At 71.7% G+C, this 17,696-nt stretch carries 18 protein-coding genes; 5 read left to right on the forward strand and 13 right to left on the reverse strand.

Annotated elements, in window-relative coordinates:
• Positions 1-86 precede the first annotated feature (86 nt).
• A complete protein-coding gene (locus tag E6G06_09400) occupies positions 87-1,055 on the forward strand; it encodes an ROK family protein (GenBank protein TML91659.1) in 969 nt (322 codons plus the stop codon).
• Here E6G06_09400 and E6G06_09405 read toward each other — a convergent pair whose 3' ends face one another.
• The gene (locus E6G06_09405; GenBank protein ID TML91660.1) at positions 1,056-1,937 is read right to left on the reverse strand and encodes a thioesterase family protein; all 882 of its coding nucleotides are present in this window, start codon (positions 1,935-1,937) and stop codon (positions 1,056-1,058) included.
• Positions 1,862-2,896, reverse strand: coding sequence for an ATP-dependent DNA ligase (locus E6G06_09410; protein TML91661.1), 1,035 nt, complete (start codon positions 2,894-2,896; stop codon positions 1,862-1,864). The genes E6G06_09405 and E6G06_09410 overlap by 76 nt, the downstream gene beginning before the upstream one ends.
• On the opposite strand from E6G06_09410, the gene E6G06_09415 reads away from it, so the two are divergent.
• Entirely contained in the window at positions 2,895-4,112 is a 1,218-nt protein-coding gene (locus E6G06_09415) for an acyl-CoA dehydrogenase (protein TML91662.1), read from the forward strand. The genes E6G06_09410 and E6G06_09415 overlap by 2 nt on opposite strands.
• Before the next feature lie 333 nt (positions 4,113-4,445).
• Here the strand turns inward: E6G06_09415 and E6G06_09420 are convergent, their stop codons facing one another.
• From E6G06_09420 to E6G06_09455, 8 genes are all read right to left on the reverse strand, one after another.
• Positions 4,446-4,730 carry a hypothetical protein gene (locus tag E6G06_09420; GenBank protein ID TML91663.1) on the reverse strand — a complete coding sequence of 95 codons (285 nt, stop codon included), beginning with the start codon at positions 4,728-4,730 and terminating at the stop codon, positions 4,446-4,448.
• A gap of 10 nt (positions 4,731-4,740) precedes the next feature.
• A complete protein-coding gene (locus E6G06_09425) occupies positions 4,741-5,226 on the reverse strand; it encodes a DUF1003 domain-containing protein (GenBank protein ID TML91664.1) in 486 nt (161 codons plus the stop codon).
• A gap of 34 nt (positions 5,227-5,260) precedes the next feature.
• Entirely contained in the window at positions 5,261-6,466 is a 1,206-nt protein-coding gene (locus E6G06_09430) for a magnesium transporter (protein TML91665.1), read from the reverse strand.
• Positions 6,467-6,486: 20 nt separating this feature from the next.
• The gene (locus E6G06_09435) at positions 6,487-7,425 is read right to left on the reverse strand and encodes a DNA-3-methyladenine glycosylase 2 family protein (GenBank protein ID TML91666.1); all 939 of its coding nucleotides are present in this window, start codon (positions 7,423-7,425) and stop codon (positions 6,487-6,489) included.
• Positions 7,422-7,691 carry a hypothetical protein gene (locus E6G06_09440; protein ID TML91667.1) on the reverse strand — a complete coding sequence of 90 codons (270 nt, stop codon included), beginning with the start codon at positions 7,689-7,691 and terminating at the stop codon, positions 7,422-7,424. Before E6G06_09440 ends, E6G06_09435 begins: the two co-directional genes overlap by 4 nt.
• A gap of 32 nt (positions 7,692-7,723) precedes the next feature.
• Positions 7,724-8,884, reverse strand: a complete 1,161-nt coding sequence (locus E6G06_09445) for a cystathionine gamma-synthase (GenBank protein TML91668.1) — start codon at positions 8,882-8,884, stop codon at positions 7,724-7,726.
• Entirely contained in the window at positions 8,881-10,251 is a 1,371-nt protein-coding gene (locus E6G06_09450) for a cystathionine beta-synthase (GenBank protein ID TML91715.1), read from the reverse strand. The genes E6G06_09445 and E6G06_09450 overlap by 4 nt, the downstream gene beginning before the upstream one ends.
• A gap of 292 nt (positions 10,252-10,543) precedes the next feature.
• Positions 10,544-11,401: an aldo/keto reductase gene (locus E6G06_09455; protein ID TML91669.1), complete on the reverse strand. Its 858-nt coding sequence runs from the start codon at positions 11,399-11,401 to the stop codon at positions 10,544-10,546.
• 167 nt (positions 11,402-11,568) lie between these two features.
• Between E6G06_09455 and E6G06_09460 the strand changes: the two genes are divergently transcribed.
• Complete coding sequence (locus tag E6G06_09460) at positions 11,569-12,729, forward strand: amidohydrolase (protein TML91670.1); 1,161 nt, start codon at positions 11,569-11,571, stop codon at positions 12,727-12,729.
• A gap of 24 nt (positions 12,730-12,753) precedes the next feature.
• Here E6G06_09460 and E6G06_09465 read toward each other — a convergent pair whose 3' ends face one another.
• Positions 12,754-13,989 (reverse strand): acyl-CoA dehydrogenase, encoded by a 1,236-nt coding sequence (locus E6G06_09465; protein TML91671.1) that lies wholly within the window; start codon positions 13,987-13,989, stop codon positions 12,754-12,756.
• 58 nt (positions 13,990-14,047) lie between these two features.
• The gene (locus E6G06_09470) at positions 14,048-15,640 is read right to left on the reverse strand and encodes a lysoplasmalogenase (protein TML91672.1); all 1,593 of its coding nucleotides are present in this window, start codon (positions 15,638-15,640) and stop codon (positions 14,048-14,050) included.
• On the opposite strand from E6G06_09470, the gene E6G06_09475 reads away from it, so the two are divergent.
• Entirely contained in the window at positions 15,633-16,763 is a 1,131-nt protein-coding gene (locus tag E6G06_09475; GenBank protein TML91673.1) for a glutamate--cysteine ligase, read from the forward strand. The two genes, E6G06_09470 and E6G06_09475, sit on opposite strands and share 8 nt — an antisense overlap.
• Complete coding sequence (locus E6G06_09480) at positions 16,763-17,470, forward strand: hydrolase (GenBank protein ID TML91674.1); 708 nt, start codon at positions 16,763-16,765, stop codon at positions 17,468-17,470. Before E6G06_09475 ends, E6G06_09480 begins: the two co-directional genes overlap by 1 nt.
• Before the next feature lie 9 nt (positions 17,471-17,479).
• On the opposite strand, the gene E6G06_09485 is transcribed toward E6G06_09480, so the two are convergent.
• Positions 17,480-17,692 (reverse strand): hypothetical protein, encoded by a 213-nt coding sequence (locus E6G06_09485; GenBank protein TML91675.1) that lies wholly within the window; start codon positions 17,690-17,692, stop codon positions 17,480-17,482.
• Positions 17,693-17,696 lie beyond the last annotated feature (4 nt).

A 17,696-nucleotide genomic window follows, 5' to 3' on the forward strand; every position in this document is an offset into this window, starting at 1 on the left:
CACAGGCGTGGCCGGCGGTCCCGCTCGACAGGGGCACTGCGATACAGGCCGAGCGACGTGGCCGAGCGATGTGTCAGATTGACGCCATGACCAAGGGGGCGCGGCCCTGGATCGGCATCGACCTGGGCGGCACCAAGGTCTTCGGCGTCGTTCTCCACGGCGAGGAGGTCACGGCCGAGGCCAAGCGCAAGACGCCGGTGGCGGCCGGGCTCGACGGGGTCGTCGACACGATCGCGGGCGTCGTCGCCGACCTCGGCGGGCCGGGCGCCGCCGGAGGAGTCGGCGTCGGAGCCCCAGGTGTCGTCGATCACACGCGCGGCACCGTGCGCCGGGCGCCCAATCTGACCGGCTTCGACGCCGAGGTCGAGCTGGGCCCGCAGGTCTCCAAGGCCCTCGGCGGGGTCGACGTGCGACTCGACAACGACGTGAACGTCGGCGTGCTCGCGGAGCACCGGATGGGTGCGGCCCGGGGGGCCCGCGAGCTGCTCGGGGTCTGGGTGGGCACAGGCGTCGGGGGCGGCGTGGTGCTGGACGGTGTCCTCCGCCGCGGGCCGTCCGGGATCGCGGGAGAGATCGGTCACACCGTCGTGCATCCGGGGGGGCGCATCTGCGGTTGCGGCTTCCCCGGCCACCTCGAGGCGTACGCCGGCCGGGGATCGATGGAGCGGGAGGCCCGCGAGCGGCACGCGCACGGCGCGCCGACCGCACTCGTCGACCTCGCGGACGGCGGGTCCGGGCGCAAGCCGGGCCGGATGACGTCGGGCGTGTGGGCCAAGGCCCTCGCCGCCGGCGACCCGGTCGCGGAGGAGCTCATCGACGACGCGGTGATCGCGCTCGGCGCCGCCGTGGTCTCCGCGGTGACCTTGCTCGACCTCTCCGTGGTGGTCATCGGCGGTGGGCTGGGCGACAAGCTCGGTCCGTCGTTCGCGGGCCGGATCGAGCAGGCGGCGCGCGACGCGCTCTACATCCGCGGATTTCCGCTGCGCGTCGTGTCCGCGCAGCTGGGCGACCGGGCCGGCGCGATCGGCGCCGCGCTCATGGCCGCGGCCGGCTGATCAGGCGCGCGCGGCCAGGACGAGCGCGAGCTGGCGCGACTGCGCAAGCAGTCGACCGTCGCGCGACCAGAGCTCGCCGTCCTCCTCGGCGAAGCCCTCGGCGGAAAGGCGGCTGGAAAAGGTCACCAGGTACCAGTCGTCGTCGTGCGCGTCCGCGGGAGGCGCGGCCCGCAGGTGCACGGTCAGGTCGATGGTCGGCACGCCTGCCACCAGGCCGATCCGGTTGAACATCGACGGCAACCAGAAGTCCATCATGGCGGTGGCGAGGACGGCGTCGAGCCGCCGCGGCTCGACGAGGCGGATCCACCCACCCACGTGCGCGGCCGCGTCAGCCGTGAAAGCCGGCCGGGCGCCGATGGCCCACCTCGTCTCGATCTGCGTGAAGATCGGGGGCACCTCGCCGGGACGCACGGCCTCGGTGCACCTCTCGGGCGGCGGCACGTCGGGCATCACCGCGTCGTTGTACGCCGGCGCCGGCCATGCCTTCGACAGCGCACCGATCGCGATCGCGACGAGCCGGCCGTCCTGCGTCATGCGCGCGGTGACGGTGGACAGCGACCTCCCTCGCCGCTCGACCGCGGTGGTGACCCGCACCGGGCCCTCGGCCGGCGCCTCGAGGTAGTGCACGGTGAGCGACCGGGGGGCCCGCTCGCCATCGGCGGTCGCCTCGACGAGCGCCCGAAGGAGCATGGCCGCGAGATAACCCCCGTTGGGCCCGCGGAAGACCCACCAGGCGCGTGCGATGCGGCCCTCGAACGTGGTGTCGTCGACCCGCGTGAGCGCGGTGTCGAGGTCGAACCTCGTCGTCACGTCTCTTTGCGTGCCCGGCTGGGCTGCACGCGACTGGGCTCGCCACGCTGCTTGGCGAAGTGGGGTGGCCATGGCGCGTCGCCCAGCCCTCCGGCCTCGTCGCGCGCCGCCAGCTCGAGAAGGGGGTCGAGCGAATAATGGTGATCGTCGATGGCCGCGCCCGCGTCGCCCCGCTCCTTCACGCGCGCCGGCACCGTCGCCAGCGTGAGGTCTGACGGCTCGACGTCGGGCACCTCGTCCCACGACAGCGGACACGACACGCGGCCCTCGGGGTTGTTGCGCACCGAGTAGACCGATGCGACCGTGCGGTCGCGCGCGTTCTGGTTGTAGTCGATGAACACCCGCTCGCCCCGCTCCTCCTTCCACCACTTCGACGTCGCCAGCTCGGGGAGGCGGCGCTCCACCTCCCGACCCAGCGCCAGCGCCGCCCGGCGCACGCTGTAGAAGTCCCACCGGGGCTCGATGCGGACGTTGACGTGGATGCCCCGCGAGCCCGACGTCTTCGGGAAGCCGACCAGCCCGTGCTCATCGAGCACTGCACGCGCTTCCATCGCGACGCGACGCACCACGTCGAACGCCACCCCGGGCTGCGGGTCGAGGTCGATACGGAGCTCGTCGGGATGGTCGACGTCGGATCGCCGCACGGGCCACGGGTTGAGGTCGAGGCAGCCGAGGTTCACCGCCCAGACGAGGTGGGCGACGTCGACGGGGCAGAGCTCCTCTGCGTCGCGCCCGCTGGGGAACGAGACGGTCACGGTCTCGAGCCATTCCGGTCGCTTCGCCGGCACCCGCTTCTGGAAGAAGAACTCGCCCTCGGCGCCGTTGGGGAACCGCTTGAGCACGGTCGGGCGCTCGCGTACGCCGACCAGCGCACCGGCACCGACCGCGATGTAGTACTCCACCAGGTCGAGCTTGGTCTCACCGCGCGCCGAGAAGAACACCTTCGAGGGGTTCGACACGGTGAGGGTGCGGCCGTCCACCTCGACGTCGATTGCGTCCCGCGGCACCGACGAACAGTAACCTCGCACCATGTCCACCACCGTCGAACCCACGGTCGCGGCAACAGATCGCGCGACCGAGCAGGCCGTCGCCGAGCGCGTCGACCAGCTGTTGTCGGAGCACCCGCCCAAGCACACGCACCCGCGCGAGTTCCTCGGCCACCAGTTCGACCGGGGGTTGGCATGGGTGCAGTTCCCCGAGGGCCAGGGCGGCCTCGACGCCAGCCCCAAGCTCCAGAAGCTCGTCGACGAGCGGCTGCGGGCCGCGGGTGCGCCGTTCACCGCGATGCGCAACCCGATCGGGCTCGGCATGGCCGCGCCCACGATCGTCACCCACGGCAGCGAGGACCAGAAGCGGCGCTACCTACGACCGTTGTTCACGAGCGAGGAGATCTGGTGCCAGCTCTTCAGTGAGCCCGGCGCGGGCTCCGACGTGGCCGCGCTCGCGACGCGGGCGCAGCGCGACGGCGACGAGTGGATCGTCAACGGTCAGAAGGTGTGGACCACGCTCGCGCACACGTCGAGGCGCGCCCTGCTCATCGCGCGCACCGATCCCGACGCCCCGAAGCACCGCGGCATGACCTACTTCGTGCTCGACATGCATGCACCGGGCGTCGAGGTGCGGCCGCTGCGCCAGATCACCGGTGAGGCGGAGTTCAACGAGGTCTACCTCACGGAGGTGCGCATCCCCGACGCCGAGCGCCTGGGTGGTCTCGGTGAGGGCTGGCACGTCGCCCTGACCACGCTGATGAACGAGCGCGTGTCGATCGGCGGCGCCATCGCGCCGCGCGGTGGCGGCCCGATCGGCGAGGCGGTGCACCTCTGGCAGCAGCGCGCCGACAAGGACCCCGTCATGCGCGATCAGCTCACCCGGCTCTGGGTCGAGGCCGAGGTCAACCGGCTCACCAACATCCGCGCCTCACAGTTGCGCACCCGCGGCACGCCCGGCCCCGAGGGCTCCACCGCGAAGCTCGCCTTCGCCGAGCTCAACCAGCGCATCTTCGAGTTCTGCGTCAACCTGCTCGGTCCGAACGGGATGCTCTACGGGAGCTACGAGATGACGCGACCCGAAGAAGCCGCGCTCAGCGGACGCGACGTCCACAAGCTCTTCTTGCGAACGCGCGCCAACTCCATCGAGGGCGGCACGTCCGAGATCATGCGCAACATCCTCGGCGAGCGCGTGCTCGGCCTGCCCGGCGAGCCCCGCGTGGACAAGGACGTCCCATGGAGTGACGTCCCCAGGAGCTGAGTCGTCCCCTGGAGCGACGTCCCCAGGAGCTGAGACGTCCTTCCTGGAGCTCGATCGTGCCTACACCCCCTCGCTGAACCGCCCGTCGGGCTGGGCCTTCTGCATCATCCTGCTCAGGTCATCCCGCCGAAGGACCGATGAATGAACCAGGGCATTCGGCCAATGACGACCGAAGGGATGGTGAGGCAGATGGATGCGCGGTTGGATTGGCACCCGACAGAAGCCGAGGTGCAGGCGATCATCGAAGAGCTGCGCCCGGTCCTCGCGGCGATGGCCGAGCGTCAGAGCCTCCAGATGACCGAGCGGCCCGAGCCGACCCGCTCGGCCTGAGCGTCAGCGGTCGCGCAACCAGGGCCGCAGCACCACGAAGGACGCCTGCGGGCTGTCCGGATCGAAGTGAAGCTCGAGGATTCGCTCCTTGCGCTCGGGATCGAACACCTGCTGGAGGCCGCGGGCGACCGACGCGAGAACCGCCCCGGCCGCGGTGCGGCGCCGCCAGCGATCGATGGCACCGATCGCGCCGGTACCGTCGGGCGGAACGAGGGGCCGGTACTCGAAGAGGCGATCGTTGATCGACAGCGCTTGCAACGGGTCGTCGGCGCCGAACGGATCGTCCACCGCGAAGAGCCTACCGCTCGGCCGTCTCCCGCTGGACGTCGGCGAGGCGAGCGGCGATGCGGTCGAGCGCCCGCTCGAGATCGTGGTTGGTGACGACGTCGGCCAACGCGAGCCGGATCGACACCAGCTCGCGCGCGAGGAACTCCGTGTCGGCCAGCGCCCGGGCATTGACCTCGCGATCGCGCTCGATCTCCTCCCGGTCGCGATCGGCCTGGCGGTTCTGCGCGAGCAGGATCAACGGCGCCGCGTACGCAGCCTGCGTCGAGAACGCGAGGTTGAGCAGGATGAACGGATAGGGATCCCATTGCAGCCGGGCGGCGGCCACGTTGATCGAGATCCAGAGGATCACGAGGACGGTCTGGGCGACGAGGAAGCGGGCGGTGCCGAGGAGCCGGGCGATGGCCTCGGAGAATCGACCGAAGGCCTCGGGGTCGTAGTGGATGCCGAAGCGGATGCCCCCGCGCGGCTTCGACAGGTCCTCCCGCCGTCTCACCACCGGTGCACCGCCCCTGTCGCGCGGGTCGCGGCGCTCACCGGTCCCGCCAACCCTCGGGCAGCACCCGGTCGAGCACGTCGTCGACCGTGACCGCCCCCACCAGCCGGCCGCCCTCGTCGCAGACCGCCACCGCCACCGCGTCGTACGCCGCGAGCCGCTTGGCCACCTCGGCCTCGGGCAGGTCGGGCAGCACCGGCTCGTTGCCGTCGTCGATGCAGTCGACGATCGCCGACGCGGGACGCTCCCGTAGCAGGCGCTGGAAGCCCACCGCGCCGATGTAGGGACCGGTGGGCGTCTCGGTCGGCGGGTGCACCACGAAGACCTGGGCGGCGAGGGCGGCGGCGAGGTCGACGTCGCGCAGCCGCGCCAGCGCCTCGGCGACGGTCGTGTCGGGGCCGAGCACCACCGGCTCGGGCGTCATGAGGCCGCCCGCGGTGTCGCCCTCGTACTCGAGCAGCCGTCGGAGGGGGAGCGCCTCCTCCGGCTCCATGGCCCGCAGGAGCTCGTCGCGCTCGCCGACCGGCAGCTCCGCCAGCAGGTCGGCTGCGTCGTCCGCCTCCATCTGCTCGAGCACGTCGGCCGCCCGTTCGATGTCGAGGCTCTCGATCAGGCGCACCTGCTCGTCCTCGGGAAGCTCCTCGAGCACGTCGGCCAGACGCTCGTCGTCCATCGCCTCGGCGAGCGCCCGCCGCCGTTCGGGCGCGAGGCCCGCGATCCGTTGCGCCATGTCCGCGGGATGGAGCTCACGGAACTCGGCCACCTGGCGGGCCTCGGGCCCCACGTCGAACAGGGCCGCGGCCTCGTGCCACGGGGTGATGCGCGCCGCCCGCCGCCTGCGCAACAGGCCGCGTGGGCCCACGGAGACGGCCGCGACCTCCCAGGATCGGTAGCGGCCCGTGACCGCTTGCAGCGCCAGGTCGTTCACCACGTCCGCGCCGGACGGGCGGTCGAGCACGTCGCGCCGTGCCAGCAGCTCACCCGGGCGCAGCGCGAAACGGCGAAGGTCGACCGTTCCCGAGCTGAGGCGGATCCCCGACGCGTCGATCTCGCCGACGCGGTTGGCGTTCACGAAGATGCGGCGGCGCTGCACCGAGGCCACGAAACCGAGCACACGCGGCGGCGCGCCCGGGCTGGAGGGCGAGAGGACGACGTCGTCGAGGCGCCCGATGGCCACCCCTTCGGCGTCGAGGAGGGGCAGGCGCACCAGCCGTGACACGTAGATCGGTGCCGACCCGCTCATGTGCGCACCCTAGGACGGTCTCAGAGAGCGGCGATGGACTGCCGGGACATCCGCGGTCCGAAGCGCGGGGCGGTGACTCCCCCGGCCTCCAACAGGCGGATCACCCGGCCCCGGTGCCCGCGATAGGGCTCGAGCAGCTCCAGCATGCGCGCATCGTCGCCGCGGGGCTCGCCGGTCAGCGCCCACGACACCTGATGCGGCAGGTGGTAATCGCCGATGCTCACGGCGTCGGCGTCGCCCAGGGCGACGATGGCCACCTCGGCTGCGGTCCACGCGCCCACGCCGGGGACCGCCCGCAGGCGGCGGTGGGCGTCGGCGACCGGCAGGTGGACCGCCTCCTCCAGCCGGGGTGCCACCGCGTTCACCCGCCGCAGGGTGTCGGCCCGGCGGCGCTCCACGCCGAGGGGGTGGAACGCCCAATACGGCGCAGTCGCGAGCGCCGCCGGGCGGGGCGGGACGAGCATGCCCGCGTCGCCCGCCGGGCCGGGCGCCCGTTCACCGAACCGCCGCAACAGGCCGGCGTAGGAGCGGCGGGCCTCCCGCCCCGGAACCTTCTGCTCGAGGATGGACGGCACCGCGGCCTCCACCACGGCCTTCGAGCGGGCGATGCGCAGGCCGGGCAGGCGCCGGTGCAGCGCGCGTAGTAGAGGATGCTCGGGGCGGAACCCGCCGCAGGTGTCGTGACACCCCACGAGCTCGGGCGCGGCGTCGAGGGCCCACGCCGCCCCCGGTCCCCACGCGCGCACCCGCACCTCGCTCCCCTCGGCGGTGAGCCGCACGGCGGCCGGCCCGTCGGGTGTGCGGGTCGCCCGCCACACCCCGTCCGGCCCGACGCGCATCGAGGGGTCGAGACGACCCCGCCGCAACCAGCCCAGCGTGAGGCGGAGGTCGACCTCGTGCGGCGGACGGATGCACCGCTCGAGGGGTGCGCTCCTCGCTGCGCTGCGGTGCTCGCTCACCGGCCGACCACGGGCACCCACCGGACACCACCGCGCGGTCCCGCCGTGCGCACCTCGAGCAGCTCCGGCCGCAGGGCGCGGGACCGGCCGTCGGCGTCGCGCAGGCCCACCGACCCGTCGGGCTCGCGACGCGAGACCGTGCCCTCCTGCCATCGGCGCGCGGCCGACCGCCGGAAGCGGACGGTGTCGCCCTGGCTCAGGCCGACGTCGTCGAGGCTGGGCCTGGACGCGTCGAACAGGTTGGGCTGGTCCGACCGCGGGGGCACGGCGTCATCGTAGAGGGGGGCTGTGACAGGGGCTACGACACCGAGTCGAGCGCGGCGCGCAGGTCTGCCACGAGATCGTCGGCGGTCTCGATGCCGACCGACAGGCGCAGCAGCGCAGGGTCGACCGCGTTGGTCGACCCTGCCACCGACAGGTGTGTCATGCGTGCGGGGTGCTCGATGAGCGACTCCACCGCGCCGAGCGACTCGGCCAGCGTGAACACCCGGGTGGCGGCCGCGACCGCGACCGCGGCGGCTTCGCCGCCTCGCAGGGTGCACGACACCATGCCTCCGAAGTCGCGCATCTGGCGGCACGCGATCTCGTGCCCGCGGTGGCCGGGCCGCCCCGGCCAGAGCACGCGGTCGACGCCCGGGTGCGCGTCGAGCAGCTCGACGATCGCGCGCGCGTTCGCGCAGTGCCGGTCCATCCGCACCGCGAGCGTCTTCACCCCGCGCAGCACCAGCCAGCAGTCGAGCGGCGCGGGCACCGCTCCGATTGCGTTCTGCAGGAAGCCGATCGACGCCGCGAGCTCGTCGTCGAGCACCGCGACGAACCCGCCCACCACGTCGGAGTGGCCGCCCAGGTACTTGGTGGTGGAGTGCACCACCGCGTCGGCGCCCAGCTCGAGCGGTCGCTGCAGGTACGGCGTCGCGAACGTGTTGTCCACGACGCAGCGCGCCTCCCTGTCGTGCGCGTATTTCGCCACCGCCGCGATGTCGACGATGGCGAGCAACGGGTTGGTGGGCGACTCCACCCACACGAGCCGGGTGGTCGGCTGCCACGCGGCGGCGAGCGCGGCCGGGTCGTCGAGGTCGACTGCGTCGAACTGCATGCCCATGGGCGCGAAGACGTCGTGCACGAGTCGCCACGTGCCTCCGTATGCATCGCTCGGGATGACGACGTGGTCGCCCGGGCGCAGCGTGCGCAGCACGGCGTCGGTCGCGGCCAGGCCGCTCGCGAACGCGAACCCGTGACGTGCGCCTTCGAGCGAGGCGAGGCACTGCTCGAGCGCGGTGCGCGTCGGGTTGGCCGATCGCGAGTACTCGTAGCCGCGGTGCTCCCCCACCGCCTCCTGGGCGAACGTCGAGGTCTGGTAGATCGGCGTGCTCACCGCGCCGGTCGCGGGATCGGGCGGCTGACCCGCGTGGATCGCCCGGGTCTCGAAGCCGTGCTCCGGCCTCCGGGGCCCGGTCACGGCGTGAGGTGCCGGGCCAGGAACTCCAGGACGTCCGACCGGCTGAGGATGCCGACGGGATGCCCCGCGTCGAGCACCAGCACCGCGGGAGCGGTCTCCAGCCGGGCCACCGCCATCTCGACCGCCTCGCCGCTCCCCAGCGTGGGCAGCGCCGGCCCCATCACCTCCGCGATGGGCCGATCGAGGATCGTCGGGTCGGCGAAGGCGCGGTCCATCAGCTCGCGATCCTGCACCGCGCCCATCACCTCGGCCAGGACCAAGGGCGGTTCCGCCTTCACGACCGGCACCTGTGACACGCCGAACTCGCGCAGCACCGAGATCACGGCGCGCACCGTCTCGTCGGGGTGCACGTGCACGAGGGCCGGGACCGTGGCGCTCTTGCGGGCGAGGAGATCACCGGCCGTCTGCCCGCTCGCCCGCAGGAACCCGTAGTCCGCCATCCAGTCGTCGTTGTACAGCTTCGACAGGTAGCCGCGACCCGAGTCGGGGATGAGGACGACCACCACGTGCTCGGGGCCGAGCCCGCGGCCCACCTCGAGCGCCGCCCACACGGCCGTGCCCGCCGAGCCGCCGACGAGGATGCCTTCTTCGCGCGTGACCCGACGGGCGGTGAGGAACGAGTCGCGATCGCTCACCATCACGGTGCGGTCGACGGCCGTGCGGTCGAAGGTGTCCGGCCAGAAGTCCTCGCCGATCCCCTCGACGAGGTAGGGCCGTCCGCTGCCGCCCGAGTAGACCGAGCCCTCCGGGTCGGCGCCCACGATCTGCACGTCGGGGTTCTGCGTCTTGAGGTACCGGGAGACGCCGGTGATCGTGCCCCCCGTGCCGATGCCCGCGACGAAGTGCGTGATGCGGCCCGCGGTCTGGCGCCAGAGCTCGGGACCGGTCGTGCGCTCGTGCGAGTCGGGGTTGACGGGGTTGTGGTACTGGTCGGGCTGGAACGCGCCCGGGATCTCGGCGGCCAGGCGGTGGGCCACCGAGTAGTACGACTCCGGATGGTCGGGCGCGACTGCCGTGGGACAGACGATGACCTCGGCGCCGTACGCGCGCAGCAGGGCGATCTTCTCCGCGCTCATCTTGTCGGGCATCACGAAGACGCAGCGGTACCGGCGGCGGGCGGCCACGATCGCCAAACCGACGCCGGTGTTGCCCGAGGTGGGCTCGACGATCGTGCCTCCCGGCCGGAGCCGGCCCGTCGCCTCCGCCGCGTCGATCATCGCGACCGCGGGACGATCCTTGACGCTGCCTCCGGGATTGAGGAACTCGAGCTTGGCCAGCAGGTGGCACGACAGGTCGCGACCGATGCGGTCGAGCCGCACGATGGGCGTGCCGCCGACGAGATCGAGCAATGAGGTGGCGACCTCCATCGCCGCGCCGGAATCGGTGAGCGACAGCACCCGCACGCCGTCGATCGGATGCGCGGGTGGGGCATCGGTGTGGAGCGTGACGGGAAAGCCGGCGCGGTGCAGCAGCTTCGCCGCGTCCGTCGCCGTCGCCCCGCCCACCACGCTCACGTGGCGGGGGATGCGGGTGCGGATGTCCGCGAGGAGCTCGGGGCTCACGTCGCCGGATGCGGCGCGGACCACGTGGCGGGCCTGGAGTCGCAGGCGCTCGGGGGCCTCGCCGTCGCCGACGATGACGAGCACGTCCACGGCGCGGTCAGCCCCCGTCGAGGCGCGCGAGCTCGTCGGCGGTGAGCTCCAGGTCGGCAGCCCTCAGGCTGTCGAGGATGGTCTCCGGCCGGGTCGCGCCGGGGATCGGCACGACGACCGGCGCCTGGGCCAGCTCCCACGCGAGCGTGACCTGCTGCGGCGACACCCCGTGGGCTCGCGCCACCTCGTCGAACTCGCGGTGCCGCGCACCCAGCTTGCCCGCCCGCCCGATGCCGCCGAGCGGGCTCCACGGGAGGAATGCGATTCCGTGCTCGGCGCACAGCTGCAACTCGTCCTCCGAGCTGCGGAACCGCGGAGAGAACTCGTTCTGCACGCTCGCCAGCTGGTTGAGGATCTCGATCGACATCCGGATCTGACCGACATCCGCGTTGGAGATGCCGGTCAGCTGCACCTTGCCCTCGTCCTGCAGCTCCTTCAGCGTGCCCACGGAGTCCTCGTAGGGCACCGCGGGGTCGGGCCGGTGGAACTGGTAGAGCCCGATCGCATCGACACCGAGCGCTTTGAGGCTGGCGTCGCACGCGTCCCGCAGGTGCTCGGGTCGACCGTCGAGCTGCCACGACCCGTCGCCCGGCCGGTAGTGCCCGCCCTTGGTGGCGACGAGCACGGTGCCGGCGTCGCCGGACCACGACGCGAGCGCCTTGGCGATGAGGCGCTCGTTATGGCCGGTCTCGTCGAGATTCACGCAGTAGGCGTCGGCCGTGTCGATCAACGTGGCGCCCGCGTCGAGCGCGGCGTGGGTCGTCCGGATGGACTGCGCCTCGTCGGGCCGGCCCTCGAGCGACATGGGCATGGCGCCCAGGCCGATGGCGCTCACCTCTCTCCCCGCGATCGTCCGTCGGTGCATGACAGGCATCTTGCCGCGATCCCGGGCCCTGGGTCGGCAGAGCGAGGACCGAAGCGCAGAGCGAGGACCGAAGCGCAGCGGAGGCCCGCAGCTCCAATGTGGCAGCGGAGGACCGCAGCTCCAATGTGGCAGCGACGGCCGAGAACGTGCGGGCCTACGCTTGCGCCATGCCGTACGCGACGGGCCGCACCATCCACGACGCCGATTCACACGTGGTCGAGACTCCCGACTGGATCATCGGATACGCCGACCCGCGCCTGCGCGAGCGCATGCACCCCCTCTACGTCGCCACAGTGGCGCCCGGAGAGGAGGCGCTCATCGACGACGCGCGCAGGAAGCACGCCGATCCCGAGTACCGCGCCCTCGACGAGGAGCAGATCATGCTCCGCAAGAACTGGCGGGCCACGGGTGCCTTCATCGCGGACGACCGGCCGCGCGCCCTCGACCTGCTCGGGTTCGCCAGCCAGCTCGTGTTCAACACGTTCGCCAACAAGGAGTTGCAGCGGGCCGAGCATCGCGATGACCTCGAGTACACCTACGGCCTCGCACGCGCCCACAACCGCGCCATCGTCGACTTCTGCCGCGCCGACCGCCGCCTCCTGCCCGTGGGCTACGTGCCGCTCGCCGACTTCGAGCAGGCCGCCGCGATGGCGGTCGAGGCCCTCGACCTCGGCTGCGCGGCGTTGATGATCGCCTCCGCCTGCCCGCCCGGGCACTCGCCCAGCCACGTCGGCCTGTTCCCGGTCTGGGCCCGCGCCCAGGAGGCCGGCGTCCCGATCGTCCTCCACGTGGGCGGCGGCGGTCGCCTGCTCGACCCCCACTACTTCGACAACGGCCTCCCTCCGGTGCCCGACTTCCACGGCGGGGCCGAGAACTTCCGCTCGGTCGACTACATGGCGATCCCCTACCCGCCGATGCAGACCCTCGCCACGATGATCCTCGACGGGGTGCTCGACCGCTTCCCGACGCTGAAGATCGGCGTGATCGAGCAGGGGGCCTCGTGGGTGCCGGGTTGGATGCGCGCGATGGACTCCGCGGCAATCGCGTTCGTGAAGAACGAGGAGCGCCTCCAGAAGCTGTCGCTCACGCCCAGCGAGTTCGTGCGGCGGCAGATCCGGGTGACGCCGTACCCGCACGAGGACACGGGCTGGATCGTCGCCAACACCGGCCCCGAGGTCTGCCTCTTCTCCTCCGACTACCCGCACGTCGAGGGCGGTCGCAACCCACTCGCCCGCTTCGAGGCCAGCCTGGCCGGCGTCGACGAGCACGCGCAGCAACGCTTCTACTGCGACAACTTCGTCGACCTGATGGGTTCCGCCCTTCCCTGACCGGGCGAGCAGCGAGACGCGTCATTACGCGGGCTTGGGCTCCTTCGGGAGCCCGAGCACGCGCTCACCCACGATGTTGCGCTGGATCTCGGCGGCTCCGCCCCAGATGGTCTCCGAGCGCGAGAAGAAGAACGCGGCCTGCAGCGGGCTGACGGGATAGTGACGGGCGCGCGCCCGGCGGCCCATCCCGAGCGCGTACTCCTGGTTGACGTCGCCCGTGAGGATCTGGCCGTCCATCCCCATGACGTCGATGTAGAGCTCCATCACCTCGCGGTGGTACTCCGACCAGAACATCTTGTTGGTGGCGCCCAGCGCCGCGCTCGACTGGTCCTTGGTCTTGTTGAGCACCGCGGTGAGCGTCCGCAGGCCGTTCACCTCCATGATCTTCACCTTCGACCACGCCCGCGCAAGACGCTGACGAACGAGCGGGTCGGACGCCTTCCCGTTCTTGCGCGCTGCGTCGATGATGGCGTCGAGCTCGCGCTGGAAGCGGCGATGGCCGGTCGTGGCCGACGTGCCCCGCTCGAACCCGAGCGTCGTCATGGCGACGCTCCACCCGTTGTTCACACCACCGACGACGTTGTCCTTGGGGCACCGGGCGTTGTCGAAGAAGACCTCGTTGAACTCGGCCGAGCCGTCGATCTGCTCGATGGGCCTCACCTCGACGCCCGGCTGCTTCATGGGGACGAGCAGGTACGAGATGCCCTTGTGCTTCGGAGCGTCGGGATCGGTGCGCGCGAGCAGGAAGACGTAGTCGGCGTGCTTGGCCTGGGTGGTCCAGACCTTCTGACCGTTGACCACCCACTCGTCACCATCGAGCTCGGCGCGCGTCTTCAGCGAGGCGAGGTCGCTGCCGGCATCGGGCTCGCTGAATCCCTGGCACCACGAGATCTGGCCCCGCAGGATCTTGGGGAGGAACTCCTTCTTCTGCTCCTCGGAGCCCCATTGCAGGATCGTGGGGCCGACGAGGGTGTCACCGAAGAAGTCGGCGCGCATCGGCGCCCCGGCGCGGGCGAACTCCTCGTTGAGCACGACCGCCTGCATCGTGTCGAGGCCCTTGCCGCCGTACTCCTTCGGCCAGGAGGCGCAGATCCAGCCACCCTCGTGGAGCCTCTGCGGCCATTCCTTGTTGAAGCGCTTGCGCTCGTCGCCGTCCAATCGGAATCCCGGCGTGCCCCAACCCTCGGGCAGGTTCTCCTCCAACCAGGCCCGGATCTCCGTGCGGAACTCCTCGGCTTCGGGCGGGTAGCTCAGATCCATGGCCCCTATCTTCCTCCGACACCTCGCGAACGAACCAGCACGCTCTCGAACCAACACGCTATTTAGCCAGCGAGGTCACCAGGCCCGCCTGCCCGAGGTGGTACGTGACCATGATCGCCACCGGAGCCCAGGCGCGCGGCCGCACGAAGCGGTTCGTGGCGATGAGGGCGTCCGACGCGAAGAAGAGCGACGCGCCCGCCGCCGCGAGGACGTTGCCGGTGGCCAGCGCGCAAGTGACCATCGCGCTGATCACCGCCATGTAGGCGAGGACGGGCCCCGTGAGCTCGGCGTGCGGGCCACGGCGCACGGCCACCACCACGGGGGTGCCCACCGCGGCCGCGACCGTCGCAACCACCGCGGCGGACACCACGACGGCCGCCGCCGACGTCTCGCCGATGCGGAGACCGACGACATAGGCGACGTGGCCGGCGAGGAACGACACGAGCCCGGCCAGGAAGCGGTCGCGCGGGAGCATGAGGAATACGTCGCCCACCAACGAGAGGACGAGGGCCGCGACGAACCACGCGCGCCGCGCGTCCACCACCGGTTGGAGGATGAGCGCGACAACAACGAGCGCGACCATCGTGGCCGGTTTGCACACGTACTCGAGCCGCTTGTGCCCGCCCGCCACCGCTGTCCAGTCGCCCACCGCAAGCCCGGCCGCCACCGCGAGGGCGAGCCAGGCCGTCGCCGTCATGCCGGCAGTTTCTAGTCCCCCGGCCCCTAGAGTGCGCCCCCGGTGCGACCGGTGCTCCTCGTCCTCGCCTGTGCCGTCCTGCTGACGGGTGCAGCCGACGCGCCGGCCGCGACGCTGAGCCGCGAGCGCGGCGTGGACAACGCCTACCGGCAGGGACTCGCCCACTTCGGTGACGGGTGGATCTTCTCTGGCACCAACGGCTTGTGGCGCGTCGCGGACGACCTCCACGTCGAGGTCGCCAACACCTCGCCGATCCCCGACGACCTCCGCGGCCGCGGCTACGACCGCATCGGCGACGTCGACGTGGCGGGTGCCTACCTCTATGTGCCGCTCGCACAACCCGACGACCGGCGCGACGAGCAGGTCGTCGCGCGTTACGACGCGAAGACGCTGCGGTTCATCGACTCGGTCACGCTGCGGCAACATGAGATCGCGTTCGTCTCCGTCGACGCGCAGTCGGGCACCGCGTACTCGATGGGCCGCCTCGGAGGCGACGAGGTGCTGCGCTACGACCTCGGCGGCCTGCGTTGGCGCCGTCTCCCGTCCCTTCACCTCCGCCGTCGGGTGGAGAGGGTGCGGGGCGCGGACGTGGACGCGGGTTTCATGTACCTGTCGACGTCCGACCCGGGGAACACGCTGTACCGGGTCGACCTCGGCAGCGGTGCGGTGATCGACCTGGGCTCGGCCGGGCGGCGGGGCGACGAGGGGGCGGGCATCGACGTCACACCCCTGGCGACAGGGCGCATCCACACGCTCACCATCGCCGCCGACGACGTGTCGGTGCACCTGGAGGACTACCGCGTCCCGACCGCTCCGAGGACCGGTTCGGCCGAGCAGGTGATCATCGTCGTCACCGTGGCGGCCACGCTCGTCGCCACGATCGTCATCGTCGGGCTGGCGCGCCGGCGGGGGCGCGGAGCCGCCGGCCAATAGGCTGGGACGTCGCGTGCACATCGACTTCCTGCCATCCGAACGAACCAGCCTCGGCGTCGAGATGGAGTTGGAGATCGTCGACCGCGAAACCCGTGAGTTGCGCAGTGGCGCGAGCGAGATCCTCGATCTGATGGGCGCGGGCCACGACGGCGGGCACCCCAAGGCCAAGCACGAGCTGCTCGAGTCGACGATCGAGATCATCACCGGCGTCTGCTCGACGGTCCCCGAGGCACGCGCCGACCTGGCCGCCACGCTCGACGAGGTCACCACCCCCACCGCGCCTCGGGCGATGGAGCTGCTGTGCTCGGGAACCCACCCCTTCTCCGACTGGGCCGACCAGCACATCAGCCCGAACCCGCGCTACTCGCAGCTGGTCGAGGAGATGCAATGGCTGGCGCGCCGCCTCCAGATCTTCGGCATCCACGTGCACGTCGGTGTGCGCTCGGCCGAGAAGGCGATCGCCATCGCCAACGCGCTGTCCACCTACATCCCCCACTTCCTGGCCCTGTCCGCCTCGAGCCCGTACTGGATGGGGCGCGACACGGGGCTCGCCTCCAGTCGTTCCAAGGTGTTCGAGGGCCTTCCCACCGCCGGCCTCCCCTACCAGCTCTCGGGCTGGGACGAGTTCGAGGCCTTCATGACGACCCTCGTCTCCGCCCGTTCCATCAGCTCGATTCGAGAGGTGTGGTGGGACATCCGTCCCCATCCCAACTTCGGCACCGTCGAGCTGCGCATCTGCGACGGCATCCCCACGCTGGCCGAGGTGGCCGCGGTCGCCGCGGTGAGCCAATGCCTGGTGGACTGGCTCAACAACCTCATCGACCGCGGCTACACGTTGCCCGTGCCGCGCACATGGGTGCTGCGCGAGAACAAGTGGCGGGCGGCGCGCCACGGCGTCGACGCCGAGATCATCATCGACGAGAAGGGCACGCTGTCGCCGCTGCGTCACGAGGTGGCGCAACTCGTCGAAGAGCTGACGCCGGTGGCCCGGCGCCTCGACTGCGAAGCCGACCTGCAACGCGCGTTGGTCATGGCCGAGCGACCGAGCTACATGCGTCAGCGCGACGTGGTCGACCGAGGCGGTTCGCTGCGCGACGTCGTCGACAGCCTGATCGCCGAGCTCCGTACCGACACACCGGCGTGATGGCGTCGACCCGGCTCGTCCTCTGGGACGTCGACGGCACGCTCGTCCACGCCGGTGACGCGGCGGTCAGGGCGTTCGACGTCGCCGTGGAGCGCGTCATCGGACGTCCCGCCGGGCAGCACGGCGTGCGCATGAGCGGGAAGACCGATCCCCAGATCGCGCTGGAGATCCTCCAGTTCGCTCGGGTCGGCGCGGGTGAGGCACATGCGCACCTGCCGCTCGTGCTCGAGCACCTCGAGAACGAGGCGGCGGCCGCGGTGCACGATCTGCAGGAGCACGGGCGCGTCATGCCGGGCGTCGTCGAGCTCCTGACGCAACTGCACATCGCACCCGACGTCGTCTCGTCGGTGCTGACCGGCAACATCGAGCCGAACGCACGGCTGAAGGTCGCCGCGTTCGGCCTCGACCGGTGGCTCGATCTCGACGTCGGCGCCTACGGCAGCGACGACCACGACCGCAACCAGCTCGTTCCCATCGCGCTCGCCAAGCTGGCGTCGCAGCGCGGGATGGAGCTGCGCGCGGTCGATGTGTGGATCGTCGGCGACACGCCGCGCGACCTCGAATGTGCCCGGGCGGGCGGGGCGCGGTGCCTGCTCGTCGGCACCGGGCGGTTCCCGACCGAGGAGCTGCGCGCGCTCGGCCCCGAGGCCGCCGTCGACGATCTGCGCGATGTCGACGCGATGTACGACCTGTTGACCGCCGGCTGACCCGGACCCCTACGGGCCCGCGGGGCTCCCCGAGCCGGTCTGCTGCTCGAGCTGGCCGGTGCGCTGGTTCTGCTGGTTGACGACGTCCTGCGCCCGCTTCGCGACCGGCAGGCCGGTGTTGGGCGGGCCGTCCGGGACGGTGGCGGGGTGGGACGAGCCTCCGCACCCCGCGAGGCCGGAGACCACGAGCAGCGCTGCGGCGAGGAGGCGCGTCGGCTTCACCTCC

The sequence above is a fragment of the Actinomycetota bacterium genome (assembly GCA_005888325.1).
Lineage (GTDB): Bacteria > Actinomycetota > Acidimicrobiia > Acidimicrobiales > AC-14 > AC-14.

Bases quoted from the DNA above. Each gene is read 5' to 3' on its own strand.
- E6G06_09400 (TML91659.1), top strand. From the start codon at position 87: ATGACCAAGGGGGCGCGGCCCTGGATCGGCATCGACCTGGGCGGCACC.
- E6G06_09405 (TML91660.1), bottom strand. From the start codon at position 1,937: ATGGCCACCCCACTTCGCCAAGCAGCGTGGCGAGCCCAGTCGCGTGCA.
- E6G06_09415 (TML91662.1), top strand. From the start codon at position 2,895: ATGTCCACCACCGTCGAACCCACGGTCGCGGCAACAGATCGCGCGACC.
- E6G06_09410 (TML91661.1), bottom strand. From the start codon at position 2,896: ATGGTGCGAGGTTACTGTTCGTCGGTGCCGCGGGACGCAATCGACGTC.
- E6G06_09430 (TML91665.1), bottom strand. From the start codon at position 6,466: ATGAGCGGGTCGGCACCGATCTACGTGTCACGGCTGGTGCGCCTGCCC.
- E6G06_09450 (TML91715.1), bottom strand. From the start codon at position 10,251: ATGGAGGTCGCCACCTCATTGCTCGATCTCGTCGGCGGCACGCCCATC.
- E6G06_09455 (TML91669.1), bottom strand. From the start codon at position 11,401: ATGCACCGACGGACGATCGCGGGGAGAGAGGTGAGCGCCATCGGCCTG.
- E6G06_09460 (TML91670.1), top strand. From the start codon at position 11,569: ATGCCGTACGCGACGGGCCGCACCATCCACGACGCCGATTCACACGTG.
- E6G06_09465 (TML91671.1), bottom strand. From the start codon at position 13,989: ATGGATCTGAGCTACCCGCCCGAAGCCGAGGAGTTCCGCACGGAGATC.
- E6G06_09470 (TML91672.1), bottom strand. From the start codon at position 15,640: ATGTGCACGCGACGTCCCAGCCTATTGGCCGGCGGCTCCGCGCCCCCG.
- E6G06_09480 (TML91674.1), top strand. From the start codon at position 16,763: ATGGCGTCGACCCGGCTCGTCCTCTGGGACGTCGACGGCACGCTCGTC.